The organism is Arthrobacter sp. AG1021 (assembly GCF_003633665.1).
Classification (GTDB): domain Bacteria; phylum Actinomycetota; class Actinomycetes; order Actinomycetales; family Micrococcaceae; genus Glutamicibacter; species Glutamicibacter soli.
The window spans coordinates 88,282-106,630 of record NZ_RBLB01000007.1 but is presented as its reverse complement, the minus strand read 5'-3'; the positions used below and the strand labels follow the sequence as shown (position 1 = coordinate 106,630).

Annotated in this window: 14 protein-coding genes and 3 pseudogenes; 8 read left to right on the top strand and 9 right to left on the bottom strand. The window is 62.0% G+C overall.

Annotated elements, in window-relative coordinates; genetic code table 11:
• The first annotated feature begins 32 nt into the window (after positions 1–32).
• The 3 genes from DFO58_RS05980 (at position 33) to DFO58_RS05970 (ending at position 4,316) form a co-directional block, all read left to right on the top strand.
• Positions 33–1,640: an NAD(P)/FAD-dependent oxidoreductase gene (locus DFO58_RS05980; protein ID WP_113606628.1), complete on the top strand. Its 1,608-nt coding sequence runs from the start codon at positions 33–35 to the stop codon at positions 1,638–1,640.
• Between the two features lie 124 nt (positions 1,641–1,764).
• Positions 1,765–2,532: a cyclase family protein gene (locus tag DFO58_RS05975; RefSeq protein WP_113606627.1), complete on the top strand. Its 768-nt coding sequence runs from the start codon at positions 1,765–1,767 to the stop codon at positions 2,530–2,532.
• A 131-nt stretch (positions 2,533–2,663) separates the two neighbouring features.
• Positions 2,664–4,316, top strand: a complete 1,653-nt coding sequence (locus tag DFO58_RS05970) for a thiamine pyrophosphate-binding protein (protein ID WP_113606626.1) — start codon at positions 2,664–2,666, stop codon at positions 4,314–4,316.
• A gap of 101 nt (positions 4,317–4,417) precedes the next feature.
• Here DFO58_RS05970 and DFO58_RS05965 read toward each other — a convergent pair.
• Positions 4,418–4,729 (bottom strand): annotated as a pseudogene (locus DFO58_RS05965) (IS3 family transposase); the annotation flags it as partial.
• A 10-nt stretch (positions 4,730–4,739) separates the two neighbouring features.
• Between DFO58_RS05965 and DFO58_RS18730 the strand changes: the two are divergent.
• Positions 4,740–5,476, top strand: a pseudogene (locus tag DFO58_RS18730) (integrase core domain-containing protein); the annotation flags it as partial.
• A 61-nt stretch (positions 5,477–5,537) separates the two neighbouring features.
• Here DFO58_RS18730 and DFO58_RS05950 read toward each other — a convergent pair.
• Positions 5,538–5,787: pseudogene (locus tag DFO58_RS05950) on the bottom strand (transposase); the annotation flags it as partial.
• A gap of 523 nt (positions 5,788–6,310) precedes the next feature.
• Complete coding sequence (locus tag DFO58_RS05945; RefSeq protein WP_113606623.1) at positions 6,311–6,853, bottom strand: helix-turn-helix domain-containing protein; 543 nt, start codon at positions 6,851–6,853, stop codon at positions 6,311–6,313.
• 165 nt (positions 6,854–7,018) lie between these two features.
• On the opposite strand from DFO58_RS05945, the gene DFO58_RS05940 reads away from it, so the two are divergent.
• From DFO58_RS05940 to DFO58_RS05930, 3 genes are all read left to right on the top strand, one after another.
• Positions 7,019–7,384, top strand: a complete 366-nt coding sequence (locus DFO58_RS05940; protein ID WP_113606622.1) for a hypothetical protein — start codon at positions 7,019–7,021, stop codon at positions 7,382–7,384.
• Positions 7,385–7,445: 61 nt separating this feature from the next.
• On the top strand, positions 7,446–8,951 hold the full coding sequence (locus DFO58_RS05935; protein WP_113606621.1) for a Na+/H+ antiporter NhaC family protein: 1,506 nt from the start codon (positions 7,446–7,448) through the stop codon (positions 8,949–8,951).
• A gap of 34 nt (positions 8,952–8,985) precedes the next feature.
• Positions 8,986–10,134, top strand: a complete 1,149-nt coding sequence (locus tag DFO58_RS05930; RefSeq protein WP_113606620.1) for an aminotransferase class V-fold PLP-dependent enzyme — start codon at positions 8,986–8,988, stop codon at positions 10,132–10,134.
• Between the two features lie 532 nt (positions 10,135–10,666).
• On the opposite strand, the gene DFO58_RS05925 is transcribed toward DFO58_RS05930, so the two are convergent.
• From DFO58_RS05925 to DFO58_RS05900, 6 genes are all read right to left on the bottom strand, one after another.
• Positions 10,667–11,071: a hypothetical protein gene (locus tag DFO58_RS05925; RefSeq protein ID WP_113606619.1), complete on the bottom strand. Its 405-nt coding sequence runs from the start codon at positions 11,069–11,071 to the stop codon at positions 10,667–10,669.
• A 227-nt stretch (positions 11,072–11,298) separates the two neighbouring features.
• Complete coding sequence (locus tag DFO58_RS05920) at positions 11,299–13,695, bottom strand: bifunctional salicylyl-CoA 5-hydroxylase/oxidoreductase (protein WP_113606618.1); 2,397 nt, start codon at positions 13,693–13,695, stop codon at positions 11,299–11,301.
• A 66-nt stretch (positions 13,696–13,761) separates the two neighbouring features.
• Entirely contained in the window at positions 13,762–15,393 is a 1,632-nt protein-coding gene (locus DFO58_RS05915; protein WP_120989661.1) for an AMP-binding protein, read from the bottom strand.
• 60 nt (positions 15,394–15,453) lie between these two features.
• Positions 15,454–16,338: an acyl-CoA thioesterase domain-containing protein gene (locus tag DFO58_RS05910; RefSeq protein WP_113606616.1), complete on the bottom strand. Its 885-nt coding sequence runs from the start codon at positions 16,336–16,338 to the stop codon at positions 15,454–15,456.
• Positions 16,335–16,817 carry a cupin domain-containing protein gene (locus tag DFO58_RS05905; protein WP_120989659.1) on the bottom strand — a complete coding sequence of 161 codons (483 nt, stop codon included), beginning with the start codon at positions 16,815–16,817 and terminating at the stop codon, positions 16,335–16,337. Before DFO58_RS05905 ends, DFO58_RS05910 begins: the two co-directional genes overlap by 4 nt.
• A 60-nt stretch (positions 16,818–16,877) precedes the next feature.
• Positions 16,878–17,726 carry a fumarylacetoacetate hydrolase family protein gene (locus DFO58_RS05900; protein ID WP_120989657.1) on the bottom strand — a complete coding sequence of 283 codons (849 nt, stop codon included), beginning with the start codon at positions 17,724–17,726 and terminating at the stop codon, positions 16,878–16,880.
• A gap of 133 nt (positions 17,727–17,859) precedes the next feature.
• On the opposite strand from DFO58_RS05900, the gene DFO58_RS05895 reads away from it, so the two are divergent.
• Positions 17,860–18,276 (top strand): RidA family protein, encoded by a 417-nt coding sequence (locus DFO58_RS05895; RefSeq protein ID WP_120989655.1) that lies wholly within the window; start codon positions 17,860–17,862, stop codon positions 18,274–18,276.
• The last annotated feature ends 73 nt before the right edge of the window (positions 18,277–18,349 follow it).

The following is an 18,349-nucleotide window of genomic DNA, read 5'->3' as shown; positions in this document are numbered from 1 at the left end:
GAGCCACCAGAATTGCAACAGTAGGGGAGAAGATGCACAGCGACTACGTCATCATCGGTTCGGGAATCAATTCCCTGGTGGCCGCCGCGGAACTGGCAGGCGCTGGGGCCTCGGTCACGCTGCTGGAGCAGCACGAGAAGATCGGCGGGTTCATCGATTCCGGGGAATTGACGCTGCCCGGATTCATCCACGATACGTATTCCTCCTGGCATCCGCTGTTCGTCTCGGGACCGGGTTATGCGGCCCTGGGCGAAGACCTCCACCGCCATGGCCTGCGCTACCGCAACACCGAGGACGCCGGCACACAGTGGGTGACCGCCAGTATCGGAACCGACGCCGAAGGCAGGCGGCTCACGTCGATGGCCACCCGCGACCCGAAGGCTACCGCGGACCTGTTCGAAAATGACGGCGACCGGCTGGCCTACCTGCAGATGATGGAGGAGTTCGGCGCCCAAGCGCCTGTGGTTTTCGGAGCCTTGGGCAGCGAGATGACCTGGCCGGCCCTGGCCAAGCTCGGATTCAAGGCGCTGCGCATGGGGGTGGGCAACGCGCAGAACTTGGTGAGGCAGGCGCTGATGAGCGGGCGCAACTACACCCGGAGCCGTTTCGCGGGAACTGAAGCAGACCAGCTGTGGGCCCCGTGGCTGCTGCACGCCGGGTTGGGCCCGGAACAGGCCAGCGGCGGCATCATGCTCCCCGTGATGGCCGCCAGCATGCACCAGTTCGGGCTTCCGGTGGTTGAAGGCGGCGCCGGGAACTTCCTGAAGGCCTTCGAAGCGCTGCTGATCGAACGCGGGGTGAAGATCCATACCGGAACGAAGGCGGAGAAGATCGGATCCCTGAACGGCGGGGTTCGGACAGTGTCCACCGATCGCGGGGACTTCACCGCACAGCATGCGGTGCTGGCTTCCGCCTCGGTGCCCGGACTCTACGAGGATCTGCTGGGGGAGCAGGACAGTGCGAAGACCTTCCCCCTCGGCACGGGCAGCTACCTTCCCGGGCGGGCCGCGATGCAGATCCACCTCGCGCTAGATGCACCGGTGCCGTGGAGCGACGAGCGGCTGGCAACAACACCGCTGGTCCATTTGGGCACCGGCTCGAACTCCACGGCGATCGCCTGCGCCCAGGCCGAGGCGGGCCTGCTTCCGGCCGAGCCGACCATTGTGGTGGGCCAGCAGTGCGTGTTGGATTCGAGCCGTGCCCCGGAAGGCAAGGCAACGCTGTGGATCCAGTTGCAGGAAGTGCCCTTTGCCCCGAAGGGGGACGCCGCCGGGGAACTGGATACGTCCCAAGGCTGGAGCGATGAACTGGTGGACCGGTACGTCGACCGGGTGCTGGCGCGCATTGAGGCATACGCCCCGGGCTTCAAGGACCTGGTCCTGGCCCGCAAGGTCATCAGTCCCGCGGCGCTGGCACAGGCCAACCCGAATGCCGTGGCCGGCGACCCCTACGGCGGATCTGCGGAGCTGTTCCAGAATCTGCTGTGGCGCCCGATGCCCGCGGCGGGCCGCGGCCGGCAGCCGGTGAAGGGCGTCTGGCATATCGGCGCGGCAAGCCATCCCGGTCCGGGACTGGGCGGCGGCTCCGGCCACCTGGCGGCGCAGCAGTTGATACGCGCAGCCAAGCGCCGCAGGAAATAGTCGGTCATTGACTGCCGAACTCTTCCCAGCGCAAACTACGACTGATAGATTGTGCTCATGCAAACTTCGTGACGATCGTCACGAATATTCCATATATGATTCTTTCCCTTTTCATGGAGGCGTAATGACTCAACTAACCCACGTGCTGACGTCGCTGGCTGCCGGATCGGTGACGGTCCAGGACCTCACCGCTCCGCTGTCCAAGGACACCCCAACGCTGGTTCTGCCGGATCCCTTCTCGAACCTGATCGACTTCAGCCTCGAAGAGGTGTCGGCCTACAATGAGCCCGGCCCGTTCTGGAAGCACCACAACATCCACACCGGTGAGCATATCGGAACCCACATCGATGCCCCGGTGCACTGGATCTCGGGTCGGGAGGGCAAGGACGTATCCCAGATTGATCCGCAGCGTCTCGTTGGACCCGCGGTGGTGCTCGACTTCAGTGCGGAAGCAGCAGCCGACCCCGACTACCTGATTAGCGTCGAGGATCTGAAGTCTTGGCAGGAGGCGCACGGAGAATTTCCGGCCAATGCTTGGCTGCTCTTCCGCACCGGCTGGGACCAGTACGGCGAGGACCGTGCCGCCTTCCTGAACTTGGACGACAATGGATCGCATACACCGGGGTTCACCGCCGAATGCGCCCGGTACATCGCCGAGGAGCTCGACATCTCCGGGGTCGGCGTGGAAACCGTGGGTATCGATGCGGGCAACGCGGCCCTGCTCGACCCGCCGTTCCCAATGCACAATTTCTTGCTGGGCAATGACAAGTACGGCATCACGTCGCTGAAAAACCTGTCCAAGCTGCCCATGTTCGGCGCGATGATCGTTGTCGCACCGCTGCCCATCGTGGGCGGCACCGGTGCGCCGACGCGAGTGCTGGCGCTGATGTAGCGGCCCAGCCCGCGCTCCAAGCAAGGATGAGCGCGGGCCGCCTCGACCATCCTGGACCAGCCCCGGCCGCTGCGGCCCGAACCCGGATCTGCCAGCTATCGGCACCCCGGCACGATAATAAGGAAACATCCATGAATGTTGCAGAACTAGTAGGAAAAACCCTCGCGGAGCTCGGCGTGGGTCATGCCTTCGGAGTTGTCGGCAGCGGAAACTTCACCATTACCAATGCCCTGATCGAACACGGCGTGCCCTACACAGCCGCCCGCCACGAGGGCGGAGCGGCGACGATGGCCGACGCCTACTCGCGCACCAGCGGCGAAGTCGGGGTGGTATCGGTGCACCAGGGCTGCGGGCTGACCAATGCCGCCACCGGCATCGGGGAAGCGGCCAAGTCTCGAACGCCGATGATCGTGCTGGCAGCCGAGGCCGCTCCCAGCGCAGTGTACTCCAACTTCGCCATGGACCAGGACTCGTTTGCGGCCTCCGTCTACGCGGTCTCCGAGCGGATCCACAGCGCGCAGAGCGCGGTGGCCGATACGGTGCGCGCCTACCGCACCGCAGTCAACGACCGCCGGACAGTGGTTCTGAATCTTCCGCTGAACGTCCAGGCCCTGCCGGCCCCGGAAACAACAGAGCAAATCGAGATCGTGCCGCGCGAACCGATCCGCCCTTCGCGCGATGCCGCGCGGGCCCTGGCGGTCCTGTTGGAAAATGCCCAGCGTCCGGTATTCGTTGCCGGCCGCGGAGGCCGCAACGCGAAGCAGGAGATCCTTGCACTGGCCAGCCATACCGGCGCACTGGTGGCTACCAGCGCCGTGGCCAAGGGACTGTTCAACGAGGATGAATTCAACCTGGGCATTTCCGGCGGCTTCTCCTCCCCGCTGGCCGCCGAGCTCATCTCCGGCGCGGACCTGATTGTCGGATTCGGTTGCGCACTGAACATGTGGACCATGCGCCACGGGCACCTGATCGGACGCGGTGCCAAGGTGGTCCAGGTGGATTTGGACGAACCGGCCTTGGGCGCGAACCGACCGGTCGACCTGGGCATCGTGGGGGACAGCGCCGAATGCGCCAAGGACGTGCTGGAGCTGCTGCTGGCCCAGAAGACCGCGCCGCACCGGGGCTACCGCACCGAGGACGTGAAGGAACGCATCGGTTCCCAGGCCCGGTGGCAGCAGGTCGGCTACGCGGACCTGTCCACCGGATCGTCCATCGACCCGCGGACGTTGACCAAGGCACTGGACGAGATCCTGCCGGCTGAACGCGTGGTGAGCGTGGATTCGGGCAACTTCATGGGATACCCGAGCCAGTTCCTGGATGTGCCGGACGAGCACGGCTTCTGCTTCACCCAGGCCTTCCAGTCCATCGGCCTTGGCCTATACACGGCCATCGGCGCGGCGCTGGCGCAGCCAGAGCGGCTGCCGGTGCTGGGCACCGGAGACGGCGGCTTCCACATGGCCATCTCCGAACTTGATACCGCGGTGCGCCTAAAACTGCCGCTGGTATGCATTGTCTACAACGACGCGGCCTATGGTGCAGAGGTGCACCACTTCGGCGAGGCCGAAGAGGCTCCGGACATGGGCTCGGTGGTATTCCCAGAAACCGATTTCGCCGCTATCGGGCGCGGGTTCGGGGCCCAGGGGATTACGGTGCGTTCGGTGTCGGATTTGCAGGCGGTGCAGACATGGCTGGATTCAGACCCTCAGGGGCCGTTGGTCATCGACGCGAAGATCGCCTCGGACGGCGGCGCCTGGTGGCTGGCCGAAGCCTTCAAGGGGCACTAAGCCCATAGAAGTGAAACGAAGACCTGCGGAGGCACGCCTCCGCAGGTCTTCTGAGCTGGTCAAGTTTCTGAGACACGATCTTTAATCTCTTCTAAATATCCTCAAGCCGCAAGGGCCAGAGAATTCCTTTCCCAATACGAGTCCAGCGCCGCCTGAGGACTGAGCCCGGCATTAGTTGTATGCGGGCGCTTCCGGTTGTACCAGACCTCGATGTACTCCATCACCGCGGTATGCGCTGCCATCCTGCTGGTGAAGGCCTGGTGATGATACATTTCGTTCTTGATCGTCGAGAAGGTCGACTCAGCGACGGCGTTATCCCAACCCCCGGTGCGGCCCATCGACTGGTGCACGCCCTGCACGGCGCACCATGCCTGGAACGCGTACGAGGTGTACTGCGTTCCTCGATCCGAGTTAAGCCGATATCGGCTTAACTCAGATAACGGGGATGCCCTGATTCCAATCCGCCGGGGCGTCACCAGCGAACTGGTCGCCTACGCCAACAGCCTGGGCGTCGCCACGATCACCGGCAAACCGTATAGGCCCACGACCCAGGGGAAGAATGAGAGGTTCCATTCGACTTTGTTCAAGTGGCTGAAGAAGCGGCCGTTCGCCAAGGACCTTGCCGAGCTGCAAGCTCAGGTCGATGTCTTTGACCAGGCCTACAATACCCAGCGTGGCCACCAGTCCCTGGAGGATCGCTGCACGCCACAGGAAGCATAGGATGCCACGCCGATTCCGCAGCCGCTGGCGCCAGGTGAATGGGTGAAGCTGAGCACCACGCCCAGCTCCACCATCGCCGAAGCAGCCCTTGCCACCCTTGCCGAGGCCCGGGCCAAGCCCCGGCTGCGGTTCCGGAGGTGGCGCCGGAACCGGTGAAGCTCAGCGCCACGCTGCGGGCTGATCAGATGGAACCTGCAGGCAGCCAGCTGATGAAAGTGAATAAGAACCGGTGCATGAAGGTGGCCGGGGTTCAGCTCTATCTGGGCAAGTTGCTGCGCTCCACCCACGTGAAGGTCATCTGGGATGCCGAGGAGCTGATGGTGGTTTCGATGGATGGCGAGCTGGTCACGAAATATGATTTCCCGTTTCCTGACGGGGTCACGTATTTGAGTCTGCGGCATGCGAAGGCGAAGTTCCAGAACATGCCTGAGGAGGGATAAGTCACCGATGTGATGAAACAGGATTGTTACCGCTGTGTCGAGACATCACACATTCTTTTAAAAAGTCGTTCTCCCGTTTCACCTCCAACAGTTCCTTGCGCAGCAACTTGTACTGGGCCCATTCCACCGGTCCGCGTTCCTCTGTTTCCGCTTCAGGATGCTCGGCGCGGTAGGCACGGACCCAATTGCCCAGGATTCCCTCGTAAATGCCCAGGGAAGCTGCGACCTCGACCAGGCTCTTCTGGGACGAGATCGCCAGTTCGACTGCTTCGGCACGGAAGCCCGGGGGTGAATTTCTGACGTTTGGACATGCGCTCATTCTCCTACGAACGCGTATCTCACAACATCATGACAGCTCATTCCTTTGCTGTTGGTAGTCGGTTCCGATAGCGTGATCCGCACCGAGGGCAGCAAACACATGTCGTAAGTCATTTGAAACTTTGCCACCTGCAGGGGCGCTTGCCGTGAATGAACACGATTCTCCGTAGCGAACTGGAGAACACTTCTCCAAGACTCAGCAGGCTCTGAGCCAACCGCAATGAGTACTGGAACAACCATTGCGGATGTTCTATTTGAACGCCCGAGTTCGTGGATGAAGTGGGCTGTGAACGAAACATCCCGACAGATTATCTCCATTGCCGTTGCCAGACCCGGGAAAGAAATAGGGCCATTCTCCCAGGGTGCTTGCATAGAAGACGAGTAGCAGTTGCGGGCTGACTTGCTCAACGGCCATCCCAGAGCACACATATATTGATCGATGCATGCACACGTGCCACCTAATGCCTGAGCGATCGTTGAAACGCAGCTCGTTGGCTTTCTGGCCAGGCTTTGGTGTCAATGGCTCGGTGGAGTCACTGCGACAATAAACCCGACACCTTCCTCCGTGTCGTTCACGAAGCGATGGGGAATTCGGGAATTGAAGTGGCAGCTGTCGCCCTCAGATAGCTCTAGGCGTTCGCGGTCAGTCTCAATCACGAGCCGGCCACGGGTCACCACGATGCATTCCTCCGCTTCGTGGCTCCATACAGTCTCGCGCGAGACGCCGCCCGGTAGCAGTTCCCCTGCAAGTACTTCGAGCTGCTTTCCGACCGTCGACTTACGACGGTACTTCAAATCCCCGGAGCTTGTTGTAAGCGTCATCTCGTCACCTGCGCGCAAGACGTGCATCTGCTCGCGGTCAACCTCTGGAACGAATAGTTCGAACAGCGGAACATCCAAGACCTGAGCAATCTGGCGCAAAGTCTCGAGGCTCGGGTCAACAAGACCCCGTTCAACCTGGCTGAGCATGGAAGCTGAGATTCCTGCCGACTCAGCGAGTTCATTTGCTTTTAGCCCTTTAGCCTGGCGGAGTCGTCGCACGCGCAACGGAAAGCTCATATTTCGTCCTCAACGATTGCAGGTTATGAAAAATGTAGTGCAATTTAAAAAAATTTACGTATACTAAAGTAACGGGCGTCACAGAAGCGAGATATTGACTCGATTGGACAAGGCCCTTTCAACCCTAGTTATCCAACAATCCTACTTCCTAGGAGTGTCTCTACGATGTTCGTGAAACCAACTGCCGAGCCACCCCACCGCGTCATGGTCCTAATGGCCTGCCGCGATTCATGGTACGAGGCGAGCGACGATGAACGTAACAACGTCGCACTACCAACCTTGCAGCATCTCCTCGAAGACTGGGAGGCGCTTGGGTTCGAATTATTGCATTCATTTGACGACGATTTCTTCCTTGTCGGTCAGCCGGGGTCTTTGCAGTTTCCAATCACGATTCTTGGCATGGTGCCGTCGCTGGACACTGTCGTTCAGATGATGAACCGTGCACGCACCACCGTAAATGGTGAGCGTGCAGATCGTTATTACCGGTTCGAAAGTCGTCTAGGACGCAAGCTATTCCTACTTCCTAGATGAGCCAGGATCCTCGCTAGGCATTCATATTCCGCTTCATCCGATCAAGAAAGGCGCCATCAACTTGAATACCAACAAACCACTTCAATTCCGAGTTGGCACTTTCGGTGCGTTTATCGCTCCAATCATCTTTATCGCAGGCGCAGTCGTATACTTCGTTGTATTCAAAGCGTTTGACACGACGGCACTTACAACCGCTGGCATCGTCGGCATTATAGTTGCCGGAGTTTTCGCCAAGGAGTACACCCGATTCTGGGACAGCGTGATCGCGGGCCTAGCGAACACTATTGCGATGACTGTAGTGATGATCTTGTTTGTCGTCGGTCCTTTGTCGTCTTTGCTTGAATCCACAGGAGTTTCAGAAGGCTTTGTCTGGCTTGCTGCCGAATTGAACGTGACAGGCGGCCTATTCATCGCCATCGTCTTTCTTGCGTGCTGCGCCATGTCGATGGCGACTGGAACCTCCCTGGGAACCTTGTTCACTGCGTTCCCGATTTTCTATCCTGCTGGTGCTAGCGTCGGTGCGGATGCACTGTTGCTCGCGGGTGCGATCTTTTCCGGTGCTATGTTCGGCGACAGCCTTGCTCCGATATCTGATACCACAATTGTTTCGGCATCCACGCAACGCTATCGTCGACGTAAAGGTAGTGCTGAAGTAGCCGGGGTGGTTGGCACGCGTGCTAAATACGCGCTGACTGCCGCTGGGATCAGCGCGATCTTGTTCCTGGTACTGGGTAATATTGCCGCACCACCAGCCGCGGGTGGCTCGGTCGACGCCAGCGGATACTCACCGCTCGGACTTGTCATGTTGCTTCCGGTCGTCGCACTCATCGTGGTCGCGTTTTGGAAGCGAAATCTTTACCTTGCCATCACAGTCGGCGTCGTCAGCGGTACCGTCGTCGCTCTCATCGCAGGACTGATCACGCCGAAGGACATCATGTTCGTTGCGGACGGCGCTCCGACAGGCTTCCTTTTTGACGGTGTCAATGGAATGCTGCCTCTGATCGGCCTGTCGATAGCGGTCTTCGGGATGATCGGGATCGTACGTGAAGCGGGCATATTCGAAATTATCATCAATGCGCTATCGCGCCGACCTTGGACGCAGAGTCCTCGTGGTGCGGAAACCGCCATTGCAGTCGGCCAAACGATCACAACCACCATGTTTGCCGGGGTTGTGGGCCCTTCGATCGTTCCGTTCTCCGCTATCGCCGATGAAATCGGCGCTCGTGCGAAGCTTCATCCGTATCGGCGGGCGAATGTAATGGAGGCGTTTGCCGCGGGTATTGCCTGCATCGTCCCCTCTTTCAGCGCGTTCCTTTTCATCATCAACCAGCTGACAACGGGTGTCGAGGGTATGCCAGTGATATCTCCCATCACCGTGGCGTTTGTATCCTTCTATCCCATCTTGTTTAGTGCAGTAATGATCTTCTCGATTATTACCGGTTGGGGCCGACGTTTCGAATCGGCCGACGGGGCCCCGGTAAAGCGATTCGAAGACATAGTTCCTGAGGCCCCGAACGAACTTGCAGATTCCACCGAAACAGAGCTAGCTCCCGCACCGCGCGGTTAGAAGACCCACCATCGACCACAGAATTGAGGAAATCATGACACTAAACGTCACTTCACGAGTTTCACTTACGCCCGAGCAGTTCCGTCGGAATTTTGCGCAGCTCGATAAAGCCCCGCATTTCGCGAGTTGTAGCCAAGGAGCACTTTCCGACCACTTGACGCAAACGATGCAGCGCATGACTGGATCACTCGTCGATTCCCAGGCACCTTGGGACGTGTGGGTAGGCGTTGTGGAGCAATACAGGGCTAAGAGCGCAGCGTTCCTCGGTTGTTCGAGCGATCAGATTGCAGTGATTTCATGTGCGAGCGAAGGTGCTTTCCAGACAGTCTCCTCGTTTGACTGGTCCGGTGAAAGGAATCGCCTTGTCACCTCCGATCTTGAGTTTCCATCGGTCGGCAACGTCTGGCGTGCTCAGCGTGAAGGCATTGAAGTTGTCAATGTGCCGGGTATCGAGGGAGCACTCCTAGCTGAAAACTGGATCCCGCACATCGATGAGCGCACAAAGCTGGTCTCGGTTCCGCTCGTGAGCTACATAAATGGCACGAGGCCGGAGATTGACCGCATCATCGAACATGCTCACTCGGTCGGTGCATTGGTTTTCGTCGATGCATACCAAGGTGCGGGCGTAGTTCCGTTCTCGGTTGACGAGCTCGAATGCGACTTCCTGGTCACGGGCAATCTGAAGTACTTGTTGGGATTGCCGGGTATCGCATCGCTGTATGTACGCGAACCCGAGAAGGCCGAACAAGACGCGATTCTGACCGGTTGGTTCGGGCGTGTTAATCCGTTTGCGTTCGATCCGGAGCTCGTTGACTACCCGAACAATGCGCGTCGTTACGAGACCGGTACCTACGCAATCCCCTCAGCGTATGCCGGAGTGGCAGGCTACGAAGTTCTCGAACAAATTGATATTGCCAGCTGCTGGCCGCATGTCGAAGCACTGCGGGAATCGCTAGCGGGGGAACTGCTTGCGCTCGGCTACGAGCTCGATTATCCCGAGAACCCAGCCCACCGCGGACCAGAAGTAGCAATCGTATGCGAGGACCCAGACGCACTTGCAGCTAAGCTCGCCGAGTTCCGTATCGGAACCTCACCCCGTGGTTCACGCTTGAGATTGTCTCTGCATGCGTATTCAGCTCAGAGCGACGTTGATGCACTTGTCAGGGCCCTGAAAACACTTTAGGTCCAACGCCATATACACAACGCGTCTCAGATACTCTTGCTTATTCATGACACATCGTGGAAAAGCACGGCCTGAAGCAGCGACAACAACCAGTCAAGGCAACTTGCCTCGGTGATGTAGCCGCGGAAATTGCAAAAATTGCCAAGGGGAGCGCAGTGTTGGGAACACACACGCTTGTAGCTCCTGCTAGTCTCGGCTTCCCAGTGCATGCACGGCCGTGACCTGTGGTTGTATTGCTTTAGATGCCAGGAACCCCGATTCACCGGGGTTCCTGGCAACTTTCGTTATTCGGGTGCGGGGTGCTTCTCGCTTTTAGACTTCCAGCGTCAAGCGGTACCCGTATGAAGGAGTCTTTGCTGTCCCCGCCTCCGGCGGGGTAGTTCATTGCAGTCTGGATTTCCAAGGACTGGGGGACCCGACAACATGGCCAAAATGGCCTTAGGATCAAGGTGGGCCGGCGGTGGGTAGTTGTATCGGCGGGGAGGCCACCGTATTCGGCCGCCGGAGGGGTGGATCTTTCAATTCCCGGTGTTCAGCCGGCGGTAGACAGCGCCGAGAACGGCGCCAGCGGCAGGATGTCCGTGGCCTGGGTGGCAAGCTGCTGGTCCAGGGCTACCAGCGCGTCTGCCTGCAGCACACCGATGGCCAGGTATTCGGCCCTGCCCAGTGATGCCCATCCGTGCTTGCGGGCGAGCTTCCAGGCGGTGCCCCGCGAACCCCTGTCGCCCAGGGTGCGGATCTTCACCGCCGTCATTGCATCGTGCAGCTCCAGGGCGGCGGCTTCTGGCATTGTTCCTGCCGCAACCTCGGTTAGCAGCAGTTCCATGGCCTCGACGCGGACGGCGTGCGGGGCTACGAGTTGGTGGTCGGAGTGGATCGAAACGCCTTCCTGCGCAATCGCCAGGAGCACAGGCGGGTCAATAAGGAAACGGGTCATGCGCCCCATGCTACGCCCGCACGAATCGTCTGTCAGCGGACTTCGGGTTGAGCGCCACCCGGAATTGCAACGAAGCGATCGGGCAACCTGGCCCGGAGTGCTCCGCTTCTCCCGCCCCGGCGGAGGTGCTGCGGGCATGCCCCAGGCACGACGAAGACAGGGAGCGCTGCGGGCGGTTTCCCGCTGATCGCAACACTCCCTGTCGAGCCTGGCCGTGCCAGGCGAGTCTAGGCGTTCGAGGCGATGGCCTCTGGCTCCTGGTCCCTGGCCGGGGTCCAGCGCAGGTGGACCTGCTCGTCGACTTCGGCCTCCTGCAGCAGCGACAGGCGCGGGCGGACAGCGTCGGTGCGTGCGCTTGGCGGCTTGCGGCGGCCGGCCTTGAACGGCAGCGGCCAGGTGGCTCCGGCGCCCACGTACTCCTGTTCGGCGGCGGCCTGCAGGGTCCACTGCGGGTTGTACAGGTGGGTACGGCCCAGCGCTACCAGGTCGGCACGTCCCGCCAGCAGGATCGAGTTCACATCGTCGTAGGAGCTGATGGCGCCCACGGCAATGACCGTCACCCCGGCGGCCGCGGCGACCTGGTTGCGGATCTTGTCCGCAAACGGGGTCTGGTAGCTGCGGCCGAAGGCAGGGCGCTCATTGCGCACGATCTGGCCCGAGGACACGTCGATCGAGTCGATGCCGTGGGCGATGAACGCCTTGGCGATCTCCAGCGCGTCGTCCTCGGTGTTGCCGCCCTCCGCCCAGTCGGTGGCGGAGATGCGGGCGCCCAGCGGCTTGTGCGCCGGCCAGGCGGCACGCACCGCGTCTAGGACCTCCAGCGGGTAGCGCAGGCGGTTCTCCAGCGAGCCGCCGTATTCGTCGGTGCGCTGGTTGGACAGCGGGGAGAGGAACGACGAGAGCAGGTAGCCGTGCGCGGCGTGCACCTCAAGCAGGTCGAAACCGGCCTCGTCGGCGCGCTTGGCGGCGGCCACGAACTGCTCGCGGACCTCATCCATCTGGGCACGGGTGATTTCCACCGGAACGTGGCAGCCTTCGCCGTACGGCAGCGCCGAAGGGGCCAGGACTTCCCAGTTGCCCTCTTCCAGCGGCTCGTCGAGGCCTTCCCACATGAGCTTGGTGGAACCCTTGCGGCCGGAGTGGCCGATCTGGGCGCCGATCTTCGCCTGCGAGTTGCCGTGCACGTACTGCGTGATGCGCTTCCACGCGGCGCCCTGCTCATCGGTGTACAAGCCGGTGCAGCCCGGGGTGATGCGGCCGATGTCGGAGACGCAGACCATTTCGGTCATGACCAGTCCGGCGCCGCCCATGGCCTTGGAGCCCAGATGGACCAGGTGGAAGTCGCCGGGCACGCCGTCGACCGCCGAGTACATGTCCATGGGGGAGACCACCACGCGGTTGACGAGCTCCAGCTCGCCGATCTTGTGCGGCTGGAACATCGCCGGGGCCACCACATCGGATCCGTTCAGGCGTGCGAAGTCCTCATCCACCTTGGTGGCGAACTCGGTGTCGCGCAGCTTGAGGTTGTCGTAGGTGATGCGGCGCGAACGGGTGAGCAGGTTGAAGCAGAACTGGACCGGATCCTGGTCCTTGTACTGGCCGATGTTCTCGAACCATTCCAGCGATGCCTGGGCGGCACGCTGGGTGGATTCGACCACCGGGCGGCGCTCGGTCTCGTAGGCTTCAAGCGCCGCCTCAACCGAGTTGTGCTCGTGCAGGCAGGCGGCCAGGGCCAGGGAGTCTTCCATGGCCAGTTTGGTGCCGGAGCCGATGGAGAAGTGCGCAGTGTGCGCGGCATCGCCCAGCAACACGATGTTCTCGTGGCGCCAGTGCTGGTTGCGCACCGTGGTGAAGTTGATCCACTTGGAGTTGTTGGTCAGCACGTCGAAGCCGGCCAGTTCGTCCGCGAAGATCTCCTTGACCTTGGCCACGGATTTCATGTCGCTCACGCCTGGAGGGAAGACCTCGTTTTCGCTCTCGTCGAAGCCGGCGGCCCGCCACACGTCCTCGTGCATTTCGACGATGAAGGTGGAGCCCTCGTCGGAGTACGGGTAGCCGTGGATCTGCATGGTGCCCGCGTCGGTTTCCTTGACGAAGAACTTGAAGGCCTCGAACACCTGGTCGGTGCCCAGCCACATGTACTTGGAAGCGCGCGGATCCAGCGAGGGCTTGAAGGACTCGGGGAACTTGGCGCGGACGGAGGAGTTCAAGCCGTCGGCCGCCAGCACCAGGTCGTACTGCGCCATCAGCTCTTCCACCGGCGGGGCGACGGTGGAGAAGCGCACGTCAACGCCCAGCTCGATGCTGCGGCGCTGCAGCAGCTCCAGCAGCTCCTTGCGGCTCATGGCCGCGAAACCCTGGCCGCCGACAGTGTGCATGGCACCGCGGAAGTGGATGTCGATGTCGCTCCAGCGGGCGAAACGGCGGGACATGTACTCGGCGATCACCGGGTCGGCGTTGCCGATGCCGCCCAGGGTCTCGTCGGAGAATACCACGCCGAAGCCGAAGGTGTCGCTGGCGGCGTTGCGCTCCCAGACCGTCACCTCGTGCGCCGCGTCCAGCTGCTTCATCAGGGCGCCGAAGTACAGTCCGCCCGGGCCTCCGCCAATCACTGCGATTTTCATGGTCTTAGTCCTTTCACCAGTCCCCGTGGGCACTGCGGTCAAAAATTTGTTGGGGTGGGCTGCCGGTTAGGACAGCGAATCGGCGTTCAGCGCCTCGCGCAGCTTGAAGTGCTGCAGCTTGCCGCTGGGATTGTGCGGCAGCTCGTCCACGAAGTGGATTTCACGCGGGTACTTGTAGGGGGCGATGGTCGCCTTCACGAAGTCCTGCAGTTCCTTGGCCTTGGCCTCGGACTGCTCGGCCCCGTCGACCAGCACCACGAACGCGCACACGATGGATCCGCGGTTCGGGTCCGGGCGGGCGATGACCGCGGTCTCCAGCACCTCGTCGTGCTGGTTCAACGCGTTCTCCACTTCCGGAGCCCCGATGTTGTAGCCGGAGGAGACGATCATGTTGTCGCTGCGGGCCTGGTAGATGAAGTAGCCCTCCTCATCCTTCATGAACACGTCCCCGGTGACGTTCCAGCCGCCGCTGATGTAGCTCAGCTGGCGTTCGTCGTCCAGATAGCGGCACCCGGTCGGGCCGATGACCGCGAGTCGGCCGATCTCGTTCGGGCCCAGCTCCTTGCCATGCTCATCCAGGATGGTGGCGCGGAAACCGGGGATCGCGGTGCCGGTGCGGCCGGGACGGATGTCCTTGCCGGCGGCCGAGATGAACACGTGCAGCATTTCGGTGGAGCCGATACCGTTGACGAGTTCCAGGCCCGTGGCCTCGTTCACCTGGCGCCAGGTTTCAGCCGGCAGGTGCTCGCCGGCCGAGACGCCGACGCGCAGCGAGCGCAGCAGGTCGGCCTTGCCGTTCTTGAGGATCGCCCGGTAGGCGGTGGGCGCGGTGAACAGCACCGTCGCCCCGGCCTTGTGCGAGAGCTCTGCCAGTTCCACCGGGGTGGCCCGCTCGGTCAGCAGCGAGCTGGCCCCGAAACGCAGCGGGAAGACAACCAGGCCGCCGAGCCCGAAGGTGAAGGCCAGCGGGGGAGACCCGGCGAACACGTCCTCCTTGGTGGGCTTGAGGATATGGCGCGCGAAGGTGTCCGCGTTGGCCAGGATGTCGCGGTGGAAGTGCATGGTGATCTTCGGCGTTCCGGTGGTGCCGGAGGTCGGGCCCAGCAGCGCCACGTCGTCGGCGGCGGTGTCCACGTTGGTGAACTGCCCCGACTTCGCCGCGGCCAGCTGCACCAGGTCGGATTCCCCGTCGCCGCCGAACGCCACCACCGGGTAGGCGTCGTCGGCGGCGAGCACCATGTCCTCGACGAAGCGGTGGTCGCACAGGGCCACGGAAGGCTTGGTCAGCTCCGCGATGGTTGTGATCTCCTGGGCGCGCAGCGCCGCCATGGTGGTCACCGCGACGGCGCCGGCCTTGAGCACACCCAGCCAGCAGGCGACCAGCCAGGCGTTGTTCGGTCCGCGCAGCATGACCCGGTTGCCCGGGACGATGCCGAAGTCCTCCACCAGCACCTGCGCCACCTGGTTGGAGCGGGCCAGCAGCTGGCCGTAGCTGAGGGTGGTTCCGTCGGGCGCCAGCAGGGCCGGACGGTCCGCGCCGAAGGCGGCGACGGCGTCGTCGATAAGCACGGTGGCCGCGTTCATCCGGTCCGGGTACTGCAGTTCCGGCAGGGTGAATTCCATCGTCGGCCACTGCTCCAGCGGCGGCAGATGGTCGCGGGTGAACGTGTCAACGTGGGACGAGGGTGATAGAGGCATGTCGTATCTCCAGTGGTCGTTTCGCCGTATACGGTGTGGTGAAGGATTTCGGGCGGTGCACTAGCCGCGTGGGCCGCGGATCATGCCCTCTTGGGCAACGGTGGCCAGCAGCTTGCCGTCCCGGGTGTAGAACCGGCCCAGGGCCAGTCCGCGGTTGTTCTGGCTGGAGACTGCCTCCTGGACGTAGAGTACCCAGTCGTCCACCCGGCCCTCGCGGTGGAACCACATGGAGTGGTCCAGGCTGGCAGTGGTCAGGCCCTCGGTGCGCCATGGCAGGTTCAGGCTGCGCAGGATCGGTTCCAGGATGGTGTAGTCGCAGACGTAGGTCAGCGCCGCCCGCTGGATCACCTTGTCGTCCGGCAGCGGGGAGAAGGCCTTAACCCAGACCGCCTGGTGCGGCTCGGTAGACCCTTCCACGCTCAGGTACACCGGCGATGGCACATGGCGCATTTCGAAGCTGCGCCCGGTGGACCAGTACTCGGCATCCGCGCCTTCGGCGCCTTCCAGCGCCTGGGCGGCGCTGTCCAGCGACTCCGGATCCAGGTCGAAGGAGCCTTCCGGAGCATCCTTGGACAGGTCCGGGCCCTGCTCGGGCACGTGGAAGGAACCCAGGGCGGAGAAGACCGGCTTGCCGTTCTGGAATCCACGCACCTGGCGGGTGGAGTATCCGCGGCCGTCGCGCAGGTGCTCCACCTCGTAGCGCACCGGCTCGTGCATGTCGACGGGGCGCAGGAAGTAGGAGTGCATTGAATGCAGCTCGCGGTCATCGCCCACCGAACGCATCATGGCCATGGCCCCCTGGGCCACCATGTCGCCGCCGTAGGCCTTGGGCCACGGAGCGTACTGCGGGGTGGCGTTGAACGCCTGGTCGAAAACCTCCGGCGCGGTCTCCGTCAGATCGATGGCCTTCAGGAAGATCTGGGAGTCGAGGGTCTGGGCGCTCATGCTCGGCGGTATCCTTCCAGCGATGCGTCGTCGACGTCTTCGAGGTTCACCACGATGTTTTCCGGGGTGCGGGCGGTGAGCCAGACGAGCTCCTCGGTGACCGACATGTTGGCTTCGACGTGAGGCATGAACGGCGGAACGAAGACCCAGTCGCCTGCGGTCATGTCCAGGTACTGCTCGTAGTTCTCGCCGAAGTAGATGCGGCCGTGGCCGCGCAGCACGTAGCCGCCGGTTTCGGCTTCGCCGTGGTGGTGCGGCAGCGAGCGGTAGCCCGGGGTATTGGAGACCTGGCCGAACCAGATCTTGGTGGCTGGGGTGTGCTGGATGCTGACGCCCGAGACGCGTACGCAGTCGCCGGACTGCGCGGTGTTGGTGTCTTCCTGACCGGCACGGGTGACTACGGGGACCACAAAACCGTCGGTGCCGGCGTACATCGAGTTGTCGCCTTCGGTGCGGTAGACCATTGGTGTTTCAGTCATGGTTTTTCTCCTTTGGAAGTGTGAACTGGAGTTCTGGTTGAGGTGAAGTTTGCTGGCGGATTAAGCGTCGGCCGGGATCCGCAGGGTGAACTTGTTGGACAGTTCGCCGATGCCGGGAACCTCCGTGGACAGCACGTCGCCCGATTGCAGGAAGCGCGGAGGGGTCATGCCCATGCCCACGCCTCCCGGGGTTCCGGTGAGCACCACGTCGCCGGCTCGGAGCGTGGTGAAGCTGGAAATGTAGGACAGCACGGCGGCCGCCGAGAAGACCAGGGTCCGGGTATTTCCGCGCTGGACCTCTTCGCCGTTGACCTTGCAGATGACCTCGACGCCGGCGACCGGGTCGATCTCGTCAGGGGTCACCAGGTACGGGCCCAGCGGGGTGGTGCCGTCGAAGGCCTTGCCTTGGAACCACTGGAGGGTGCGGCGCTGCCAGTCGCGCATCGAGACGTCGTTGGCCACCGTGTATCCGGCGATCGCCGCGAGCGCTTCGTCTTCGCTGGCATGGCGCAGGGTGGAGCCGACAACCACTGCCAGTTCGGCTTCCCAGTCGACGGACTCGGAATTTTCGCTGGTGATCTCGGCATTCGGATCGGTCAGGGTATCGGCGAACTTGGCGAAAAGCGTCGGGTATTCAGGCAGTTCGCGGCCCATTTCCAGGATGTGCTCGGAGTAGTTCAGCCCGCAGCAGATGACCTTGTTCGGGGCGGGGACGGGGTTCAGGATGGTTGCATCGGCGGTGGCGATGAATTCGGCGGATCCGGAGGCAAGAGCTTTCCGGGCCAAGTCCTGCCACTGCTCGTTGTCGAGGAGCTCACTGAGATTCTGGGCATTCAGCGGAGCAAAGCCGCCGTCTACCGCCACGGCTGCCATGCGCTGTGTTTTGTACTGAATCGAAGCGAGTTTCATGGTGTGCTTTCTCCCGGAGAACTATGTGTCGACTTTTTTACCGCCGTCACGTATGCTCAATGTAGCACGCATCACAATTTGTGCGCTAGACCTAATTTTTGGATATCGCATCGAATCTCTGAAAGGGATCACCATGGCCGAAACCGCAGTCTTCGAAAACCTCACTGTCAACCCGGAATCCCTGCCCAAGCCATCCGGCTATGCGCATGGAATGCGTGCTGGAGACACCGTTTACCTCGGCGGCCAGACCGCCCTGGACAAAAACATGCAGATCGTTCCCGGCGGCATCGTGGAACAGTTCAAGCAGGCTTTCGGCAACGTCTTGACCACCCTTGAGGAAGCCGGCGGCAAGCCGGAGGACCTGGTGACCGTGACCATCTACCTCACCGACGTCGACGACTACATGGCCAACGGCCGTGAGATCGGCAAGCTGTGGCGCGACATGGCTGGCAGCAAGTACCCGGCCATGGCCGGCATCGGCGTCACCCGCCTGTGGCAGAAGGAAGCGCTTATCGAGATCCAGGGCGTCGCCGTTATCCAGAGCCGCTAGGGATTTACCGGGCAGCAAAACAACAATAAGCCGCAGGCCAGTTCGCATGAACTGGCCTGCGGCTTATTGTTGG

What these genes read in the sequence shown, in the direction of transcription:
- DFO58_RS05905 (WP_120989659.1), bottom strand. Translation starts at nt 16,817, where the DNA reads ATGACTGAAACACCAATGGTCTACCGCACCGAAGGCGACAACTCGATG.
- DFO58_RS05945 (WP_113606623.1), bottom strand. Translation starts at nt 6,853, where the DNA reads ATGAGCTTTCCGTTGCGCGTGCGACGACTCCGCCAGGCTAAAGGGCTA.
- DFO58_RS05920 (WP_113606618.1), bottom strand. Translation starts at nt 13,695, where the DNA reads ATGAAAATCGCAGTGATTGGCGGAGGCCCGGGCGGACTGTACTTCGGC.
- DFO58_RS05970 (WP_113606626.1), top strand. Translation starts at nt 2,664, where the DNA reads ATGAATGTTGCAGAACTAGTAGGAAAAACCCTCGCGGAGCTCGGCGTG.
- DFO58_RS05925 (WP_113606619.1), bottom strand. Translation starts at nt 11,071, where the DNA reads ATGACCCGTTTCCTTATTGACCCGCCTGTGCTCCTGGCGATTGCGCAG.
- DFO58_RS05975 (WP_113606627.1), top strand. Translation starts at nt 1,765, where the DNA reads ATGACTCAACTAACCCACGTGCTGACGTCGCTGGCTGCCGGATCGGTG.
- DFO58_RS05940 (WP_113606622.1), top strand. Translation starts at nt 7,019, where the DNA reads ATGTTCGTGAAACCAACTGCCGAGCCACCCCACCGCGTCATGGTCCTA.
- DFO58_RS05930 (WP_113606620.1), top strand. Translation starts at nt 8,986, where the DNA reads ATGACACTAAACGTCACTTCACGAGTTTCACTTACGCCCGAGCAGTTC.
- DFO58_RS05900 (WP_120989657.1), bottom strand. Translation starts at nt 17,726, where the DNA reads ATGAAACTCGCTTCGATTCAGTACAAAACACAGCGCATGGCAGCCGTG.
- DFO58_RS05910 (WP_113606616.1), bottom strand. Translation starts at nt 16,338, where the DNA reads ATGAGCGCCCAGACCCTCGACTCCCAGATCTTCCTGAAGGCCATCGAT.
- DFO58_RS05895 (WP_120989655.1), top strand. Translation starts at nt 17,860, where the DNA reads ATGGCCGAAACCGCAGTCTTCGAAAACCTCACTGTCAACCCGGAATCC.
- DFO58_RS05980 (WP_113606628.1), top strand. Translation starts at nt 33, where the DNA reads ATGCACAGCGACTACGTCATCATCGGTTCGGGAATCAATTCCCTGGTG.
- DFO58_RS05915 (WP_120989661.1), bottom strand. Translation starts at nt 15,393, where the DNA reads ATGCCTCTATCACCCTCGTCCCACGTTGACACGTTCACCCGCGACCAT.